This is a genomic window from Mycolicibacter sp. MU0083 (assembly GCF_963378075.1).
Lineage (GTDB): Bacteria > Actinomycetota > Actinomycetes > Mycobacteriales > Mycobacteriaceae > Mycobacterium > Mycobacterium kokjensenii.
In genome coordinates this window covers 1,133,198-1,149,152 of the sequence record NZ_OY726394.1, presented here as the reverse complement: position 1 = coordinate 1,149,152, position 15,955 = coordinate 1,133,198, and the positions used below count along the sequence as shown (strand labels likewise).

The 15,955-nt window shown below is 70.2% G+C and carries 16 protein-coding genes; 3 read left to right on the top strand and 13 right to left on the bottom strand.

Features of this window, described 5'->3' with window-relative positions; genetic code table 11:
- Positions 1-10: 10 nt before the first annotated feature.
- The 4 genes from tatB to sigE all read right to left on the bottom strand — a co-directional run bounded on the left by tatB (position 11) and on the right by sigE (position 3,287).
- Positions 11-394, bottom strand: coding sequence for a Sec-independent protein translocase protein TatB (gene tatB / locus RCP38_RS05455; RefSeq protein WP_308476061.1), 384 nt, complete (start codon positions 392-394; stop codon positions 11-13).
- Positions 395-1,894, bottom strand: a complete 1,500-nt coding sequence (gene htrA, locus RCP38_RS05450) for a serine protease HtrA (protein ID WP_308476060.1) — start codon at positions 1,892-1,894, stop codon at positions 395-397.
- An 87-nt stretch (positions 1,895-1,981) separates the two neighbouring features.
- Positions 1,982-2,389, bottom strand: a complete 408-nt coding sequence (gene rseA / locus RCP38_RS05445; protein ID WP_308476058.1) for an anti-sigma E factor RseA — start codon at positions 2,387-2,389, stop codon at positions 1,982-1,984.
- Positions 2,390-2,498: 109 nt separating this feature from the next.
- The gene (gene sigE, locus RCP38_RS05440; RefSeq protein ID WP_373692442.1) at positions 2,499-3,287 is read right to left on the bottom strand and encodes an RNA polymerase sigma factor SigE; all 789 of its coding nucleotides are present in this window, start codon (positions 3,285-3,287) and stop codon (positions 2,499-2,501) included.
- Between the two features lie 192 nt (positions 3,288-3,479).
- Between sigE and RCP38_RS05435 the strand changes: the two genes are divergently transcribed.
- A complete protein-coding gene (locus RCP38_RS05435) occupies positions 3,480-4,145 on the top strand; it encodes an O-methyltransferase (RefSeq protein ID WP_308476056.1) in 666 nt (221 codons plus the stop codon).
- 240 nt (positions 4,146-4,385) lie between these two features.
- Positions 4,386-5,582, top strand: coding sequence for a DUF2599 domain-containing protein (locus tag RCP38_RS05430; RefSeq protein ID WP_308476054.1), 1,197 nt, complete (start codon positions 4,386-4,388; stop codon positions 5,580-5,582).
- 21 nt (positions 5,583-5,603) lie between these two features.
- On the opposite strand, the gene glgC is transcribed toward RCP38_RS05430, so the two are convergent.
- From glgC to RCP38_RS05390, 8 genes are all read right to left on the bottom strand, one after another.
- Positions 5,604-6,818 carry a glucose-1-phosphate adenylyltransferase gene (gene glgC, locus RCP38_RS05425; protein ID WP_308476052.1) on the bottom strand — a complete coding sequence of 405 codons (1,215 nt, stop codon included), beginning with the start codon at positions 6,816-6,818 and terminating at the stop codon, positions 5,604-5,606.
- Positions 6,819-7,213: 395 nt separating this feature from the next.
- Entirely contained in the window at positions 7,214-7,381 is a 168-nt protein-coding gene (locus RCP38_RS05420; protein ID WP_003885506.1) for a DUF3117 domain-containing protein, read from the bottom strand.
- 166 nt (positions 7,382-7,547) lie between these two features.
- A complete protein-coding gene (locus RCP38_RS05415) occupies positions 7,548-8,123 on the bottom strand; it encodes a DNA-3-methyladenine glycosylase I (RefSeq protein WP_308476038.1) in 576 nt (191 codons plus the stop codon).
- Positions 8,120-8,431 carry a DivIVA domain-containing protein gene (locus RCP38_RS05410; RefSeq protein WP_308476037.1) on the bottom strand — a complete coding sequence of 104 codons (312 nt, stop codon included), beginning with the start codon at positions 8,429-8,431 and terminating at the stop codon, positions 8,120-8,122. Before RCP38_RS05410 ends, RCP38_RS05415 begins: the two co-directional genes overlap by 4 nt.
- Positions 8,432-8,477: 46 nt before the next feature.
- Entirely contained in the window at positions 8,478-9,425 is a 948-nt protein-coding gene (locus RCP38_RS05405; protein ID WP_308476036.1) for a glucosyl-3-phosphoglycerate synthase, read from the bottom strand.
- Complete coding sequence (gene folP / locus RCP38_RS05400) at positions 9,422-10,246, bottom strand: dihydropteroate synthase (RefSeq protein WP_308477075.1); 825 nt, start codon at positions 10,244-10,246, stop codon at positions 9,422-9,424. Before folP ends, RCP38_RS05405 begins: the two co-directional genes overlap by 4 nt.
- An 89-nt stretch (positions 10,247-10,335) precedes the next feature.
- Positions 10,336-12,123, bottom strand: coding sequence for a long-chain-acyl-CoA synthetase FadD6 (gene fadD6 / locus RCP38_RS05395; protein ID WP_308476035.1), 1,788 nt, complete (start codon positions 12,121-12,123; stop codon positions 10,336-10,338).
- Between the two features lie 41 nt (positions 12,124-12,164).
- Positions 12,165-12,740, bottom strand: coding sequence for an LOG family protein (locus RCP38_RS05390; RefSeq protein WP_373692441.1), 576 nt, complete (start codon positions 12,738-12,740; stop codon positions 12,165-12,167).
- A 47-nt stretch (positions 12,741-12,787) separates the two neighbouring features.
- Between RCP38_RS05390 and RCP38_RS05385 the strand changes: the two genes are divergently transcribed.
- Positions 12,788-14,839, top strand: coding sequence for an AAA family ATPase (locus RCP38_RS05385; RefSeq protein ID WP_308476033.1), 2,052 nt, complete (start codon positions 12,788-12,790; stop codon positions 14,837-14,839).
- A 21-nt stretch (positions 14,840-14,860) separates the two neighbouring features.
- Here the strand turns inward: RCP38_RS05385 and dapE are convergent, their stop codons facing one another.
- Complete coding sequence (gene dapE, locus RCP38_RS05380; protein ID WP_308476031.1) at positions 14,861-15,949, bottom strand: succinyl-diaminopimelate desuccinylase; 1,089 nt, start codon at positions 15,947-15,949, stop codon at positions 14,861-14,863.
- Positions 15,950-15,955: the final 6 nt, after the last annotated feature.

Genomic DNA, 15,955 nt, shown 5'->3' with positions numbered 1-15,955 from the left:
CGGCCGCGGGTCAGGTCGCGTCGGTGTCGAACGGGGCGGGCCCGACGAGTTTCGGCGTCACCGCGGGGGCGACCACCGTGGGCAGCGGTTCCGCGGCCAGGGAATCGACCGCGGTGAACAGCGAGTCGTCCCCGTCGAGCAGATGCTTGGTCAGGGCGGCCCGCGGTGTCATGCCCCGCAGCTTCTGCAGTTCACTCAGCGGTGCGCGCAGGTCGTCGAATTCCGGTCCGATCTCGTCCCGCAGCTGATCGGTGGCGTTGGTGACGTAGTCACGGGCCTGCCGCAGTGCGCCCGCGGTCCATCGGATGGCTCCGGGTAGCCGCTCCGGGCCCAGGATCACCAGTCCGACCACCACAAGGACGAGGATCTCGCCCCACCCGACGTTCGCGAACATTTAACCGTCGGCGGCGGGGGTCACCGTCAGCGTCACGTGACGCCCGTCGCGGACGACTTCGACGGGGGCTTCCTTGCCGATGGCCAGATTCCGCACGGCCACCACGAACTCGTCGGCGTTGGCGACGGTGCGGTCACCGATCTTGACCACCACGTCGTTCTCCAGAATGCCGCCCTTCTCCGCGGGGCCGCCCACCTTGACGTTGGCGATCTGGGCCCCGGAGGCGATGGCATTGCTGACCGACCGTGCGCTCACGCCCAGCGTGGGGTGCACGATCTTGCCGTCTTTGATCAGCGCTTCGGCCACCGTCTTCATCTCGTTGACCGGGATCGCGAATCCCAGGCCGCTGGCACTGTCGGACAGCGACTTGCCGGCGGTGTTGATCCCGATCAGCTGAGCGTCCATGTCGATCAACGCGCCACCGGAGTTGCCGTGGTTGATCGAGGCGTCGGTCTGCACCGCGTCGATGACGGTGTCGGTGTCGGAGTCATCCCCGGAGAGCGGCACCGGCCGGTGCACGGCACTGATGATGCCGTGGGTGACGGTGCTGCGCAGGCCCAGCGGCGCACCCGCGGCGATCACCTCGTCGCCCACCCGGATCTTGTCGGAATCACCGAGGCGGGCCACCGACAGGTTGTCGACGTTGTCGACCTTGAGCACGGCCAGGTCGGTCTTGGGGTCGCGACCGACCAGGTTCGCCAGCACCTCTTTGCCGTCGTTGAACACCACGGTGGTCTTGAACTTGCTGGGGTTGTTGGCGGCCTCGGAGATCACGTGGTTGTTGGTGACGATGTAGCCCTTGCCGTCGATGACCACCCCGGAGCCCTGCATGCCCTGATCGTCGCTGACGGATTCGATGGTCACCACGGAGTTGGCGATGGCGTCGGCGACCTTGGCGAATCGCCCGGCCGGTTCCTCGGCGTTGCCCTTGGTCGACAGCGTCACCTTCGACGTCGTGAACGCCTCCACCACCTGCGCCGTGGTGCGCCCGACCCAGCCGCCGACCATGCCGATCGCCAAGGCGATGGCGGCCAGCACGCCCAGCGCCCGGTAGGAGATCCGGTCGCCGAACAGCACGTCGCGCACCCCGAGACGGCCGCCGGCGTCGCCGGCCATCCGCGGTGCCGCCGGGATCATCGCCGGCCTGCCCAGCGCGGCACCGGCCGCGGGGTCACGCCACGGGTCTGGAGGCGCCGCTGCCGCGCCGGACTTGCCGTTGCGGTTCAGGGCACCGGCGTCGGCCGGATGACGCTGCAGGGAGGGCCCACTGCCGTAGGGACGGCCGAAGGCCTCCTTGAGCACCGGGTCCGGCGGCAGGTCACGGGGGCTGAACTCGCCCTGTTCGCGGTAATGCTTGGGCCGCACCTCGGCGGGGATGAAGGATCCGGGCACGCCGTCGGGCCGCCCGAAGGTCTTCTGGGCCGCGCTGTCCACCGGGGGCCGGTAGACGGGACGCGGCGCCAAGCGGTTACCGCCGGCGTTCTCGTTGTTGGAGCTCACCTGTTCCTCTTCCGGGTACACCCCTGGGTCGCTTCCCGGCGCCGCGAGCACAGCATTACCTGGCGCTGGCGCCGCACCGCATCCACCTTACCGACGTCTGCGACGTTCTTGAGGTTTGCCGTCGGCCAACCGGGCGGGCATCGGCCCTGCCGGCTCGTCGGGGGGACAGTCTCCCGGCTTCTCCGGAATTTGGGCCAGCTGGCCGAGCAGTGCCGCCGGGATCCGGATCGGATGCGAATCCCGCAGGGCCGAACGCGCCCTGCCCTGATACTCCACCTCGGCAGCGCAGTCGGGACACAACGACAGGTGGTGGGCGGCACGCAGATGGGCGTTCATCCGCAGTTCGCCGTCCACGTAGGCGGTGATGGCCTCGCTGCACAGGTGCTCGGTGGAACCGAACTGCCGGGGTGCGCCCACCGGGGCGTCGCTCTGCGACGCGAATTGAGCGGGCAGCCAGGAGAACGCGCGACGGAAGACACCTCCGCGATCCGTCACACCGGACTCCTCTCCGATCGCGCGACCCCAATGAACTACGCCCTGACAAGAATGTAGCGCGATATCGCCCGCCGACGCGGAACTCCGAGGGTGTCGGCGACGGCGGACGTCAGCCGGCGGCGCCACCGAAAGCGGCACCGTCGCGCGCCGCCGGGCGGGCGGCCAGATAGTCGCGCAACGCCTGGCGTCCGCGGTGGATGCGACTGCGCACCGTCCCCAGCTTCACCCCGAGGGTGGCCCCGACCTCCTCGTAGGACAGGCCCTCGATGTCGCACAGTACGACGGCTGCCCGAAACTCCGGCGCCAACGAGTCCAGCGCCGCCTGCAGGTCCGGGTCCAGCCGTGCGTCGTGGTAGATCTGCTCGGGGTCGGGTTCGTCGGCCGGCACCCGGTCGTAGTCCTCGGGCAACGCTTCCATCCGCACCCGGCCGCGCTTGCGCACCATGTCCAGGAACAGGTTGGTGGTGATGCGGTGCAGCCAACCCTCGAAGGTCCCGGGCTGGTAGTTGTGCACCGACCGGAACACCCGGATGAAGGTCTCCTGGGTGAGGTCCTCGGCGTCTTGCTGACTCCCGGAGAGGCGATAGGCCAGCCGGTACACCCGGTCGGCGTGCTGACGCACCAACTCGTCCCAGGACGGCATGGCCGCCACGTCTCCGGTGGCGTCGAACACCGCGGTCCCCTGCGGTTCCTCGGACGGCTCCACCCACTCGGCGTCGGAGTAACGGTCCGAGTGGGTGGTCGGGTGCGACATGGCGACCGGGGGCAGCAAAGTGGTTATGGCGACGTCCTCCACATCAGGGCCGCCGTCCGATGACGACAGCGCGTTATCGGGGTCAACATGCAACGGGCCCCTCGTATTCCGAGCGTCGCGAGGCCGGTTCATACCTCGTTCCATGCCGATACCGTTGCCTATCGCGGTATGCCGGCTCTGTGCTGCTACTGAACGGCGACTGTGAACCTGTGTTCGAATGCGCCCGATACTGCGGTTATGGGCCCGGATAACAGTTCGGACACGGGCGTCGGCCCGGGCGTGTCGGCAAGGCGCGCCGATGCGCGCGCCGGGCCGGCGGTGTCCTACGCTGCGGACATGTCCAGCACCGACGACATTTCTGGAGAGCAGTCGCGCAGCCGGGCCGACGCCCTGCTGGCGCACGCCGAGAACTCGATGTCCGAGGACGCGGTCCTGGCCGCCGCACGCGACCGGGCCGGCGAGATCGGCGTCGGATCGGTCAGCGCCGCGGTCGGCGCACTGTTGAGCCTGCTGACGAAGCTCAGCGGCGGCAAGGCGGTGGTCGAGGTCGGCACCGGCGCCGGCGTCAGCGGACTCTGGCTGTTGTCCGGCATGGGCGACGACGGCGTGCTGACCACCATCGACATCGAACCCGAGCATCAGCGCACCGCCAAGCAGGCGTTCGGCGACGCCGGGATCGGGCCGGGCCGCACCCGGTTCATCAGCGGCCGCGCCCAAGAGGTGCTGACCCGTCTGGCCGACGAGTCCTACGACCTGGTGTTCATCGATGCCGACCCGGTCGACCAGCCCGGTTACGTGCCCGAAGCCGTGCGGTTGCTGCGTCCCGGCGGCGTGGTGGTGGTGCACCGGGCCGCGCTGGGCGGCCGGGCCGGCGATCCGTCGGCCAACGACGCCGAGGTGGTGGCGGTGCGCGAGGCCGCCCGGTTGATCGCCGAGGACGAGCGCCTGACTCCGGCTCTGATCCCACTGGGCGACGGGCTGCTGGCCGCCGTCCGCGACTGACCGCCGTTTTTCCGGGCGTGAGCGTGCGCAGTTGTACGCGACACGCCGGGTTTTGACGTACAGACACGCTCGCTCGCAGAAGTACAGCGGCGGCGCCCAACTCGCGGTACACGACGGGTGCACCATCGTCTGCTTCCATACATCCGGTGAGCGGCACGGTACGCGGCCACCGCGCCCCACATGGCTTACAGTCCCCTAAGCGAATGCTGTTATTTTTCAGTTAGGGAGATTAGATAAGCGATGCGTACACCCGATCAGCGCCGTGTCGGTCGCCGAACCTACTCTCCCGGCCGGGCACTGGCCGCCACGGCGGGTGCCCTGGCCCTCGGCATCGCTCCCGCCCTGAACGCCCCCGCCGCGCAAGCGGATTGGGATTGGGCGCTCGACGACGCCGAGCCGTTGGCGGCCGTCTCCAGCGCCGCGGGCGAATTCGACGTGACCAGCCTGCGCGGCCTGATGAACCTGGCCGGGGAATTCGTCGGCCAACTCGACCCGGCGTTCCACGCGCAGCTGTCTGAGGGGATCGACGCGGTCCTGGCATGGCCGGGGCCGACGCACTCCGTCGACGTCGCCGAATGGGTGCACGAGTACCTCTACACCCCGCTGCACGACGCCCTGCGGGAATGGCTCGCCACCCCGCTCGGCGAAGCCACCCTCGACGCCGTCAACGCGCCGTTCGTGACGCTGTTCGGCCGGGACCTCATCGGTGACGGTCTCGACGGCTTCGACGGCGTCAATTCCAGTCTGCTGGGCCAGTCGGGCTGGTTCGGCGATGCCGGTGACGGCGGCTTCCTGTTCGGCAACGGCGGTACCGGTATCGCCGGAATCAACGCCGACGGCGGTACCGGTGGCGACGCGGGGATCTTCGGCGTCGGTGGCGCCGGCGGGGCGGGATTCGCCGGTTTCGCCGGCGGTGACGGTGGGACCGGTGGCTTGGTGCTGGGTATCGGCGGGGTCGGCGGGGCCGGTGGCGACGACGCCGGCACCGGCGGCGACGGGGGCGCGGGCGGCTGGATATTCGGCCGCGGCGGCGACGGCGGCATCGGCGGGGAGGGCGGCGCGGGCGGCCTCGGCGGCGCGGCCGGTCTGCTGGGTGTCGCCGGCACCAGCGCGGCGCCCTATGTCGGCAGCACCGAGTGGGTGACCTACGAGGACGGCAGCAGCCTGCGGGTCTATCCGACCGAATCCGCCCGCGGTGAGGCCGGCGTGCCGGGCACATTGCGCCAGGGCGAGCAGGCCTGGGATGAGGTCGTCAAGCGCAACCCGGAAGCCAACACGCCCGGCATGCGCGAGCAGTTCATCTGCCATTGGCAGTTCGTCGAGTTCATCAACCCCGGCAAGACCAGCTGGAACCTGGAGCCGTGGCGCCCGGTGGTGAGCACCCTGAACCTGCTCGCCAACGGCTGCAACCCCGGCGGCGCCGAGGAACCGTTCTAGGCCCCGTCGAGCCGCGACCCGCTAGATCCACACCCCTTTACCGACGGCCACCACACCGCCGGCGCTGATGGAGAACCGCTCCCGGTCCTTCTCCAGGTCGACTCCGATCATCTCGCCCGGACCGACCACGACGTTCTTGTCGAGGATCGCGTGCCGCACCACCGCGCCACGACCGATGCGGGTCCCGGGCATGATCACGCTGTCCTCCACGATGGCGCCGTCGTCGATCACCACGTTCGACGACAACACCGAATTGCGCACCGAGCCCGCCGATATGACGCTGCCGGCGCCCACCACCGACTCCTGCGCCGAGCCCCCGTTGACGAACTTCGCCGGCGCGAGGTTCTCCGTCGCCCCGTGAATCGGCCAGCGGTTGTTGTAGAGGTTGAAGATCGGGTGCGCCGACACCAGGTCCATGTGCGCGTCGTAGAACGCGTCCAGGGTCCCGACGTCGCGCCAATAGCCCCGGTCGCGCTCGGTGGCCCCGGGCACCTCGTTGTCGGAGAAGTCGTAGACGGCCGCCATCCCGTCGGCCACCAGGCGCGGAATGATGTTGCCGCCCATGTCGTGATCGGAGTGGTCGTCGTCGGCGTCGGCGCGGATCGCATCGACTAGAACCTTGGTGGTGAAGACGTAGTTGCCCATCGACGCATACGTGCTGTCGGGGTCGCCGGGGGTGCCGGGCGGGTTCGCCGGCTTCTCCAGAAAGCCACGGATCCGCCCCGACTCGTCGGCGTCGATGCATCCGAACGACGACGCCTCCGCTCGCGGTATCCGAACCCCGGCGACGGTCGCGCCCGCACCGCTGTCGATGTGGAAGCGCACCATCTGTTCGGGGTCCATCCGGTACACGTGGTCGGCGCCGAAAACCACGATGTAGTCCGGATCTTCGTCGAAGATCAGGTTCAGCGACTGGTAGATGGCATCGGCGGAACCGGTGTACCAACGCGGGCCGAGGCGTTGCTGGGCCGGCACCGAGGTGATGTACTCCCCCGCCAGGCCGCTCAGTCGCCAGTTCTGGGAGATGTGCCGGTCCAGCGAGTGCGACTTGTACTGCGTCAGCACGCAGACCCGCAGATAACGCGCGTTGACCAGGTTCGACAGCACGAAGTCGATCAACCGGTAGGCGCCCCCGAACGGGACCGCCGGCTTCGCCCGATCCACGGTCAGCGGATGCAGTCGCTTGCCCTCACCACCGGCCAGAACGATGCCCAGCACATGCGGCGCTTCCCTCATGGCCACAAACCTATCGGCCGCGTCGGGGCCCTGCCAGGTCGACTTCACGATTGCGAACGGTTCTCACAGGTTGGGCTCCACCCTCCGCCACGCTGCCGACGGCCGCGCAACACCAGCGTGCCGGTCGTGCGGGCGGCGATGTCGACGCGGGACACCGGCCCAAGATCTACGGCGGTTGTGCCCCGGAAACACCACCGGCGCGGCAGACCCGCGAATTACTCTCGGCGACAGCAGTTCTGCCCGTCGGTGCACGAATCGTCGGGCATCGTCGATCCGGAGACGACGGCGTGCGGCACCGCGGGGTCGATGATCCGACGCGGGCAGGGGTGATCGACCCGACCGGCCACCGGTAGGCGGCCCGCTGAGCCGACGGACAGTCCGAACCGGCGGCGTCTCTAGCTGGTGACGGCCTTGAGTTCGTCGCCGAGTGCGGCGGCCTCGTCGGGAGTCAACTCGACGACCAGCCGTCCACCGCCTTCGAGTGGTACCCGCATCACGATGCCACGCCCCTCTTTTGTCGCTTCCAGCGGACCGTCACCGGTCCGGGGCTTCATGGCCGCCATCGAGTGCTCCCTCCAGGTACCGGCCCGCAGGCCGCGCCCTTGATCTCCACCGGGCGTGCACGGCAGTCACAGCGTCCGGTATCGAACTGCGATTTCACTTCGCCATTCTTCCCTATCGGCGACGGCGCGTGCACAAGACCCAATTCCGCCGTCCATTTTAGTGGATCTAACCGCTGATCGGTGGCACCCAACATGCCTGTACGTGGTCATCGACCATCCCGGTGGCCTGCATCAACGCATATGCGGTGGTGGGACCCACGAAACGAAACCCGCGGCGCTTCAGTTCCCGGGCCATCGCCGTCGATTCCGGAGTCACGGCCGGCACCGCCGCCAGGTCGATCGGGCGCGGGCGCGCCGGCGGGGCGAACGACCACAACAGCTCCACCAGGTCGGTCGTGCCCAGCTCGAGGGTCGCGCGGGCGTTGGCGATCGTCGCCTCGATCTTGGCCCGGTTGCGCACGATGCCGGCATCGCCCATCAGCCGCAGCACGTCCGCCTCGGTGAACCCCGCGACGGTCTCGACGTCGAAACCGGCGAACGCGCGACGGAAATTCTCCCGCTTGCGCAGAATCACCAGCCACGACAGGCCGCTTTGGAAGGCTTCCAGACTGACCCGTTCGAACAACGCGGCCGCATCGCGCACCGGGCGCCCCCACTCCCGGTCGTGGTAGTCGAGGTAGAGCTCCGAGCCACCGTCGACCCAACCGCACCGGGTGCGGCCGTCGTGGGCGACCCCGCTCATCGCGGCTCCGCAGCGGGAGCATCGGCCGCCTCCGCCGCCGCCAGCCGACCGCGCAGTAGGTCTATCTCGGCGCCCAGGCGCTCCAGCACCCAATCCACCTCACCGGTGTGGTAGCCCCGCAATACCTGGGAGAACTTGACCGCGTCGACATCGGCACCGGTCACATCTGAGGCCGGCAACATGGTCGCGGTGGTGCCCCGCGGCAACGGCGGCAACTGTTCCCCGCGGCCGAACAGCACGCTGGCCACCCCGAACAGCAGCAGCGCGGTGAGGACGAGCACCACGAGGTAGAGCAACACCAGTGTCACGGTTTCGATAGTGCCTCATCGCTCCGTGGAGATCGCGGTTACCCGATCAGCGCTGGCGCAGCGAGTTCATCGGCGGCCGGTCGACCAGCGACAGCGGCGTGGTGTGCGGCCGGTAGTCCAGGCCGTCGGCGCCGCCGGCGAAGAACTGGGTCAGTCCCACCCCGGAGTCGGGCACCCCGCAGCGCGACAGCAAGGTGGCGATGACCTGGCGGCTCATCACCGCCAATTCGGCCAACGGGCGGTTCCGATGTGCACGAACACCCAGGTTCACCTGGGCGATCGCCTCCAGCCCCAGCCGATCGTAGGTGTCGATCAACAGCCCGATCTCCACCCCGTAGCCGGGCGCGAACGGCACCGAGGCCAGCAGTTCGCGGCTGCCCGCGTACTCGCCGCCCAACGGCTGCAGCACGGCGCCCAGATCGGGTCGCAGTGCGGTCAGCAGCGGTCGGGCGACCAGTTCGGTGACCCGGCCGCCGCCGGTGGCGTCCTCGGTGCCGTTGACCTTCAGCGGCCGCCGATAGAAGCCTTTGACCAGGTGCACGCCGTCGCCGGTGAGCAGCGGCCCGACCAGGTTCGGCACGAACATCGGGTCGGGATCGATGAGGTCGGAGTCGACGAACACCACGATGTCACCGCTGGTGGCCGCCAGGGAGCGCCACAGCGCCTCGCCCTTGCCGGCTTGCGGCGGGATCTCCGGCACGGCCTGCTCACGGCTGACCACCCGGGCACCGGCGGCGATGGAGCGGATCTCGGTGTCGTCGGTCGAACCGGAGTCCAGCACGATCAGCTCGTCGACCAGGTTGTCGACCAGCGGCGTGATGCTGTCGATGACCGATTCGATGGTCGCCTGCTCGTTCAGCGCGGGCAGCACCACCGAGATGCTGCGCCCGGTCTTGGCCTTGGCCGCCAGCAGCTCGGCCACCGTCCAGTTCGGGCGGCTCCAGGTACGCCCGGACAGCCGGGTGTCACCCGGCGCCGAGACCAGGTCGGTCATGCAAGTCCCCTTACTGTGCGGGTCGGGGTCCGCACGCCCTGGATCGATGCCACCATCTCCAGGACGCGCCGGGTCGGCCCGACCTCGTGAACCCGAAACATCCGGGCTCCGGCGGCCGCCGCCAATGCGGTGGCCGCCAATGTTCCGTCCAGTCGTTCGGTGAGACCCACTCCAAGAGTCTCCCCGATGAAGTCTTTGTTGGAGAGCGCCATCAGCACCGGCCATCCGGTACCGACCAAGTCCTCCGCATGTCGCAACAACGCTAGCCCGTGGAAGGTGTTCTTGCCGAAATCATGGGTCGGATCGATCAGCACCCGGTCCCGCGCCACCCCCGCCGCCACCGCCCGCTCCGCGGCGGCGGTGACCTCGGTGATCACCGCTTGCACCACCCCGTCGACGGTCGTTCCGTAACGCACCCGGAACGGGCGGGTGCGCGGCACCGCACCTCCGGTGTGCGAACAGACCAGGCCCGCCCCGAATTCGGCGGCCACCGCGGGCAGTTCCGGGTCGATCCCGGCCCAGGTGTCGTTGATCAGGTCGGCACCGGCCGCGCAGGCCCGTTTGGCCACCTCCGAGCGCCAGGTGTCGACGCTGATCAGCTGGTCGGGGTAGGCGCTGCGCAGCCATTCGATGAACGGGACCACCCGGGCGGTCTCGGTGTCGGCGTCGACGGTCTGCCCCGGCCCGGCTTTGACCCCGCCGACGTCGATGACATCGGCGCCGTCGGCGATGGCGGCGTGCACGGCGGACTTGGCCGCCTCGTCGGTGAACGTGGCGCCCGCATCGTAGAAGGAGTCCGGGGTGCGGTTGACGATCGCCATGATCAGCGCACGATCAGCCGCGACCGGACGACCGCAGAAGTGGGACTGCACCCGTCTATGGTGCCTGGTTGCCGTCCGGGCCTGCTCGCTCAGCCCTTCGGACGCTGACCGGCGGCCACTTCGCCCGGGTATTCGGCGTAGAAGGGCACATAGCCTTCGGTGCGGCCGGCCAGTACGTACAGCGGTTCCTCGATGACCGCCCCGCCGGCACCGTAGCCCTGTTCGCGCAACTCCACCTTGCGGCTCTTGAACGTGGTGGTGTGGGCCATCGAGGACACCAACCGGACGAACAGCGGCACCGCGTAGGACGGCAGCTGATCGCAGACCACTTCGGCCAGCGCGGCCCCGTCGAACGTTTCGCCGTCCCGCAGTTTGACCGCGGCCATCCCGGCCCGGCCCCCGGTCCCGGGTACCTCCACCCCGTAGACCGCGCACTCCTCGACCGACTCGTCGGCGCAGACCGCGGCCTCGACCTGCGTGGTGGCCACGTTCTCGCCCTTCCAGCGGAAGGTGTCGCCGAGCCGGTCGACGAACGCGGCGTGCCCCATGCCCTGCGGCCGCATCAGGTCCCCGGTGTTGAACCAGCAGTCGCCGTCGCGGAACGCGTTGCGCACCAGTTTCTTCTCGTTGGCCTCCGGGTCGGTGTAGCCGTCGAACGGGGAGAACCGGTTGACCGGGCTCAGCAGCAGCCCGGGCTGGCCGTCCGGAACCCGGCGCACCCGGCCGTCGTCGCCGCGCAGCGGCAGACCGGTGTCGGGGTCGTACTGGACGTAGGCCAGCGGCAACGGGTAGACGCCGGTGCTGCGCGGCACGTTGAAGACGTTGAGGAAGGCGCTGTTGCTCTCGCTGGCCGCGTAGAACTCGCAGACCCGCTTGATCCCGAAGCGGTGGGTGAACTCGTCCCAGATCTCCGGGCGCAGACCGTTGCCGGCGATCACCCGCACCTTGTGCGCCCGATCGGTCGGCTTGACGGGCTGGTTGAGCAGGTAACGGCAGAGTTCGCCGATGTAGACGAACGCGGTGGCCTCGGCGGCGATCACCTCGTCCCAGAACCGGGAGGCGGAGAAGGATTTGCCGAGCGCCAGGGTGGCACCGGAGTTGAGCACCGACGAGACCGCGACCGTCAGCGCGTTGTTGTGGTACAGCGGCAGGCAGCAGTACAGCGTGTCGTCGCCGCGCAGTCGCAGGCCGATGCCGCCGAACGTCGCCAGGGCCCGCAGCCACCGGTAATGCGTCATCACGCTGGCCTTGGGATAGCCGGTGGTGCCGGAGGTGAAGATGTAGAACGCGGTGTCCTTGGCCAGCACGGCGTTGACCGAGGCGGGATCGGTCGCCGGTGCGGTGGCGGCCAGCCGCCGGAACTCCTCGATGGTCACCGGGGCCGCCTCGGCACCACAGTCGGTCACGGCGTCGACCAGGTCTTCTTCGGCGACCAGCAGCGCGGCGTCGAGCACGCCCAGGCTGTGTGCCAGTACGTCGCCGCGCTGGTTGTAGTTGAGCATGCCGGCGACCCCACCGCGTTTGGCGACGGCCAGCATCATCAGCACCGCGTCCGGGGAATTGCGCAGCATGATCCCCACGACGTCGCCGTGGCCGACGCCGCGGGCGGCCAGCACGGCGGCGTAGCGGTTGACGGTCTGGTTGGCTTCGCGGTAGGTCAGCCGCTGATCGCCGAAACGGATGAAGATCCGGTCGGCGAATCGGGCCGCCCGGTCCTGGAACACCTTGCCGATCGACGCCGGGGAGGTGGGGCGCGCCCGCAGGCCGGTCCACACTCCGCGCAGGATCACCGGGGCGTCGACGAGCAGTCCGGGCACACGGGTGACCAGGTCGGCCAGCCCTACCCGGGTGGCGGCGCCGGAATCGTGGTCGGACACGTTATCGCCTCGTTTCGCTGAACATCGGTGGCCTGGCGAGCCTAATCGATACCGGCGGTACCGGGTGCGCAGGCGGCCAGTGCCGCCTCCAACTCGTCGACCACCAGCAGTCGCTGCATCGCCCGCCCGGATACGTAGCCGGTATCGGCCAGCCCCGCCAGCCAGGTCAACAACCCCGCGTAATGGCCGTCGGGATCGAGCATCACCACCGGCTTATCGTGCATGCCCAACGAGCCACTGGTCCAGGTTTCGAAGAGTTCTTCGCAGGTGCCGATCCCGCCCGGCAGGGTCAGGAACGCGTCGGACCGCTCGTCCATCACCTGTTTGCGCTCCCGCATGGTGTCGGTGACGATCAGCTCATCGGCCTCGACGTCGGCCACCTCGCGGTGTAGCAGGGCTTTGGGGATCACCCCGACCGTGCGTCCACCGCGCCGGCGCGTCGCCGCCGCCAACGCCCCCATCGCCGAGACGTTGCCGCCGCCCCACACCAGCGTCCAGCCCCGTTCCGCGATCGCCGCGCCGACGTCGGCGGCGAACGCCAGTAGCGCCGGATCACTCGGCCCCGACGCGCAGTAGACGCAGACCGACCATTCCCCTGACCCCACAGCAGACCCCACAGCCGAAAGGCTATCGGGCGGTTGGCTCAGACCGTAAAATCGCGGCGATGCCGATCCGGTGGAACGTCCCCGAGCAGTCGGCGGCCCTGGATCGGCTCACCGCGACTCTGGATGCCGACCGGCCGCGGGCCGGTGCGGTGCTGCTGGGCCCCGACGGGTGCGGCAAGTCCACCCTGGCGCGATCGGCGGCCGACGCACACGCCGCCCGCCGTCCGGGAACCCGGATCCGCTGGGTGATCGGTACCCCCACCGAACGCGATGTGCCGTTCGGCGCCTTCGGCCATCTGGTGCGGATCGCCGATATCGGCAAACCGGCCGCCCTGCTGCGTGCGGCGCGGGACTCGCTGGCCGAACAGGGTGCCGAACTGCTGCTGGTGGTCGACGACGCCCACCGCCTCGACATCCTGTCGGCGACGCTGGTCTACCAGCTGGCGCTGACCGGCACGGTCCGGATGATCGTCACCGGCTGCACCGAGAGTCCCACTGCGGTCCCGGCCCCCATCACCGCACTGCGGGGCGACGACCTGCTGCCCTGCATCGAGATCACCGTTCCCGACGGCCCGGGCGGAGCCGGTGACGACGTCGCCGACATCGAGGCCTTCGTGGCGGGGTTGCCGGCCGACGCGCGGGCGGTGCTGGACTACCTGGCCGTTTTCGAACCGCTGGCGTTGGCCGACCTGACCCGACTCACCGGCGACCACGCCGTCCGCCGAGCCGAGGAGCTGGGCGCGGTGGAGATCCGCACCCGCGGCGGCCGCGGCCCGGAGCCGGTGGTCTACACCGCCCATCCACTCTTCGCCGAACGGGCCCGGGTTGCGTTGGGCGGGCCCGACGGGCCGGCGGCTCGCGCCCGGCGCACCGAGGTGGTGGGTGTGCTGGCCGCCCGGACCGGCGAGCACGTCGTCGAACAGCTGCGGCTGGCGGCACTGGCACTCGACAGCGATGCTCCGCAGCCCGCCGCGGCGGTGGTCGACACCGCCCGGCAGGCGCTGCGACTGGGTGACCTGAGCCTGTGCGAGCGCTTGGCCCGGCACGCGCTGGACCGCGGCGGCGGGTTGCCGGCCCGGCTGGTGTTGGCGCACGCGCTGGGCTTCCAGGGCCGGGGGCGTGACGCCGACGAGGTGCTGGCGGGGGTCGACCCGGCGGTGTTGAGCGAACCGGAGCTGATGGCCTGGGCGCTGCCGCGGGCCGCCAACCAGTTCTTCATGCTGGGCGAGCCGGAGCGTGCGACGGCGTTTCTGGCCGCCACCCGTGGCCGGGTCACCGGCCGGGGGCCGCAGGTCACTCTCGACGCGCTGGGCGCCACCTTCGCGATGAACGCCGGCAATATCGGCCGGGCGGTGGAGACCGCCACCGCGGTGCTGGCCGATCCCGCCGCCGACGACATGGCGGTGGCCTGGGCGGGCAGCGCCGCGGCCCTGTGCGCGGCGCGTGCCGGCCGATTCGACGACGTCGATCCCCTGGCCCGTCGGGCCCTCGACGCCGAGCATCCCGGGGTGTTGCGGTTCACCGTCGGTCTGGCCCAGATCAGCGTCTTGCTGATGGCCGGCCGGATCGCCGAGGCGCGTGAGCTGGCCGCGCGGTTCACCGATTTCGCCGAGCTGGCCCAGCCCGGCCGGGCGATCGGCGAGGTGCTGGTGGCACAGGTGCTGATCGCTGCCGAGGATTTCCCTGCCGCGACCGAGTTGCTGGTACCGGCGGCGGCCGCCCTGGAGCGCACCGGCTACTCCTGGGGTCCGCTGTCGTTGACCCTGCTGGCCATCGCATCGGCCCGCCAGTCCGATATCGCCGGTGCGGCAAAAGCGTTGCGGCGGGCGGAGTCCCGACACGGCACCAAGTCGGCGCTGTTCGCGCCCGAGTTGGGGATGGCGCGGGCCTGGCAACGGGCCGGTATGCGCGATCGGCACGGCGCGATCACCGCGGCTCGGGACGCAGCGCGGATGGCGGAACGCAGTGGGCAGTCGGCGGTGGCGTTGCAGGCCTGGGAGGTGGCCGCCCGACTCGGGGATGCGCGGGCGGCGGAGTCGTTGGACCGGCTCTGCGCCGAGGTCGATTGTGCGTTCGGCCGCGCCGCGTTGGCCCGGGCCGGGGCCGGCTGAGCACCGCCGGACCGCCGGGCGCTACCGGGCGCTGAGGAATCCGCGCAGCAGGTCGGCGACCGCGGTGATCTGGTCCACCGGCACCCGCTCGTCGACCTTGTGGGCCAGGTTGGGATCCCCCGGCCCGTAGTTCACCGCGGGGATGCCGCGGGCGGCGAACCTCGACACGTCCGTCCAGCCGTATTTGGCCCGTACCCGGCCCCCCGCGGCGGTGACCAGTTCGGCGGCCGCGGGGGCGGTCAGTCCCGGCAGCGCGCCCGCCGCGGAGTCGGTCTGCTCGATGTCGACGTCGAGGCCGTCGAAGACCTCGCGCACATGGGCCAGGGCCTGCTCCGGTGTGCGGTCGGGGGCGAACCGGAAGTTCACCGTGACCGTGGCGGCATCCGGGATGACGTTGCCGGCCACCCCGCCGTCGATGCGTACCGCCGACAGCCCCTCGCGGTACACACAGCCGTCGATGTCGACACTGCGCGGCCGATAGGCGGCCAGTCGCTGCAGGACGGCGCCGAGTTTGTGGATGGCGTTGTCGCCGAGCCAGGACCGCGCCGAGTGCGCCCGGGTGCCGGCGGCGGAGATCACCACGCGCAGGGTGCCCTGGCAGCCCGCTTCGATGTAGCCGCCGGAGGGTTCGCCCAGGATGGCGAGGTCGGCCGTCAGCCAGTCCGGCAGGTTGCGTTCGATGCGGCCCAACCCGTTGGCGGCCGCTTCGATCTCCTCGCAGTCGTAGAACACGCAGGTCAGATCGTGCGCTGGCGCGACGACGGTGGCCGCGAGGTGCAAGAAGACCGCGACCCCGGATTTCATGTCGACGGTGCCGCAACCGTGCAACACGTCGCCTTCGGCGTCGGTGGTGCGGCGACTGGGCAGGTTGCCCGCCACCGGGACGGTGTCCAGGTGACCGGCCAGCAGCACCCGGGTGGGCCGTCCCAGCCGGGTGCGGGCCAGGACCGCGTCGCCGTCGCGGATGATCTCGAAGCCCGACGATGGGGGGAGCTGCGCCCGCAGCGCGGCTTCCACCTCGTCGGCGATCCGCGCTTCGTGCCGCGATTCGCTGGGGATGTCCACCAGGGCCGCGGTCAGGGTGATCGGGTCGGCACGCAGGTCCAGCACCGCCCC

Coding starts and splice junctions, on each gene's coding strand:
- tatB (WP_308476061.1), bottom strand. CDS start 394: ATGTTCGCGAACGTCGGGTGGGGCGAGATCCTCGTCCTTGTGGTGGTC.
- sigE (WP_373692442.1), bottom strand. CDS start 3,287: ATGGAACGAGGTATGAACCGGCCTCGCGACGCTCGGAATACGAGGGGC.
- RCP38_RS05435 (WP_308476056.1), top strand. CDS start 3,480: ATGTCCAGCACCGACGACATTTCTGGAGAGCAGTCGCGCAGCCGGGCC.
- RCP38_RS05430 (WP_308476054.1), top strand. CDS start 4,386: ATGCGTACACCCGATCAGCGCCGTGTCGGTCGCCGAACCTACTCTCCC.
- glgC (WP_308476052.1), bottom strand. CDS start 6,818: ATGAGGGAAGCGCCGCATGTGCTGGGCATCGTTCTGGCCGGTGGTGAG.
- RCP38_RS05420 (WP_003885506.1), bottom strand. CDS start 7,381: ATGGCGGCCATGAAGCCCCGGACCGGTGACGGTCCGCTGGAAGCGACA.
- RCP38_RS05415 (WP_308476038.1), bottom strand. CDS start 8,123: ATGAGCGGGGTCGCCCACGACGGCCGCACCCGGTGCGGTTGGGTCGAC.
- RCP38_RS05405 (WP_308476036.1), bottom strand. CDS start 9,425: ATGACCGACCTGGTCTCGGCGCCGGGTGACACCCGGCTGTCCGGGCGT.
- folP (WP_308477075.1), bottom strand. CDS start 10,246: ATGGCGATCGTCAACCGCACCCCGGACTCCTTCTACGATGCGGGCGCC.
- RCP38_RS05385 (WP_308476033.1), top strand. CDS start 12,788: ATGCCGATCCGGTGGAACGTCCCCGAGCAGTCGGCGGCCCTGGATCGG.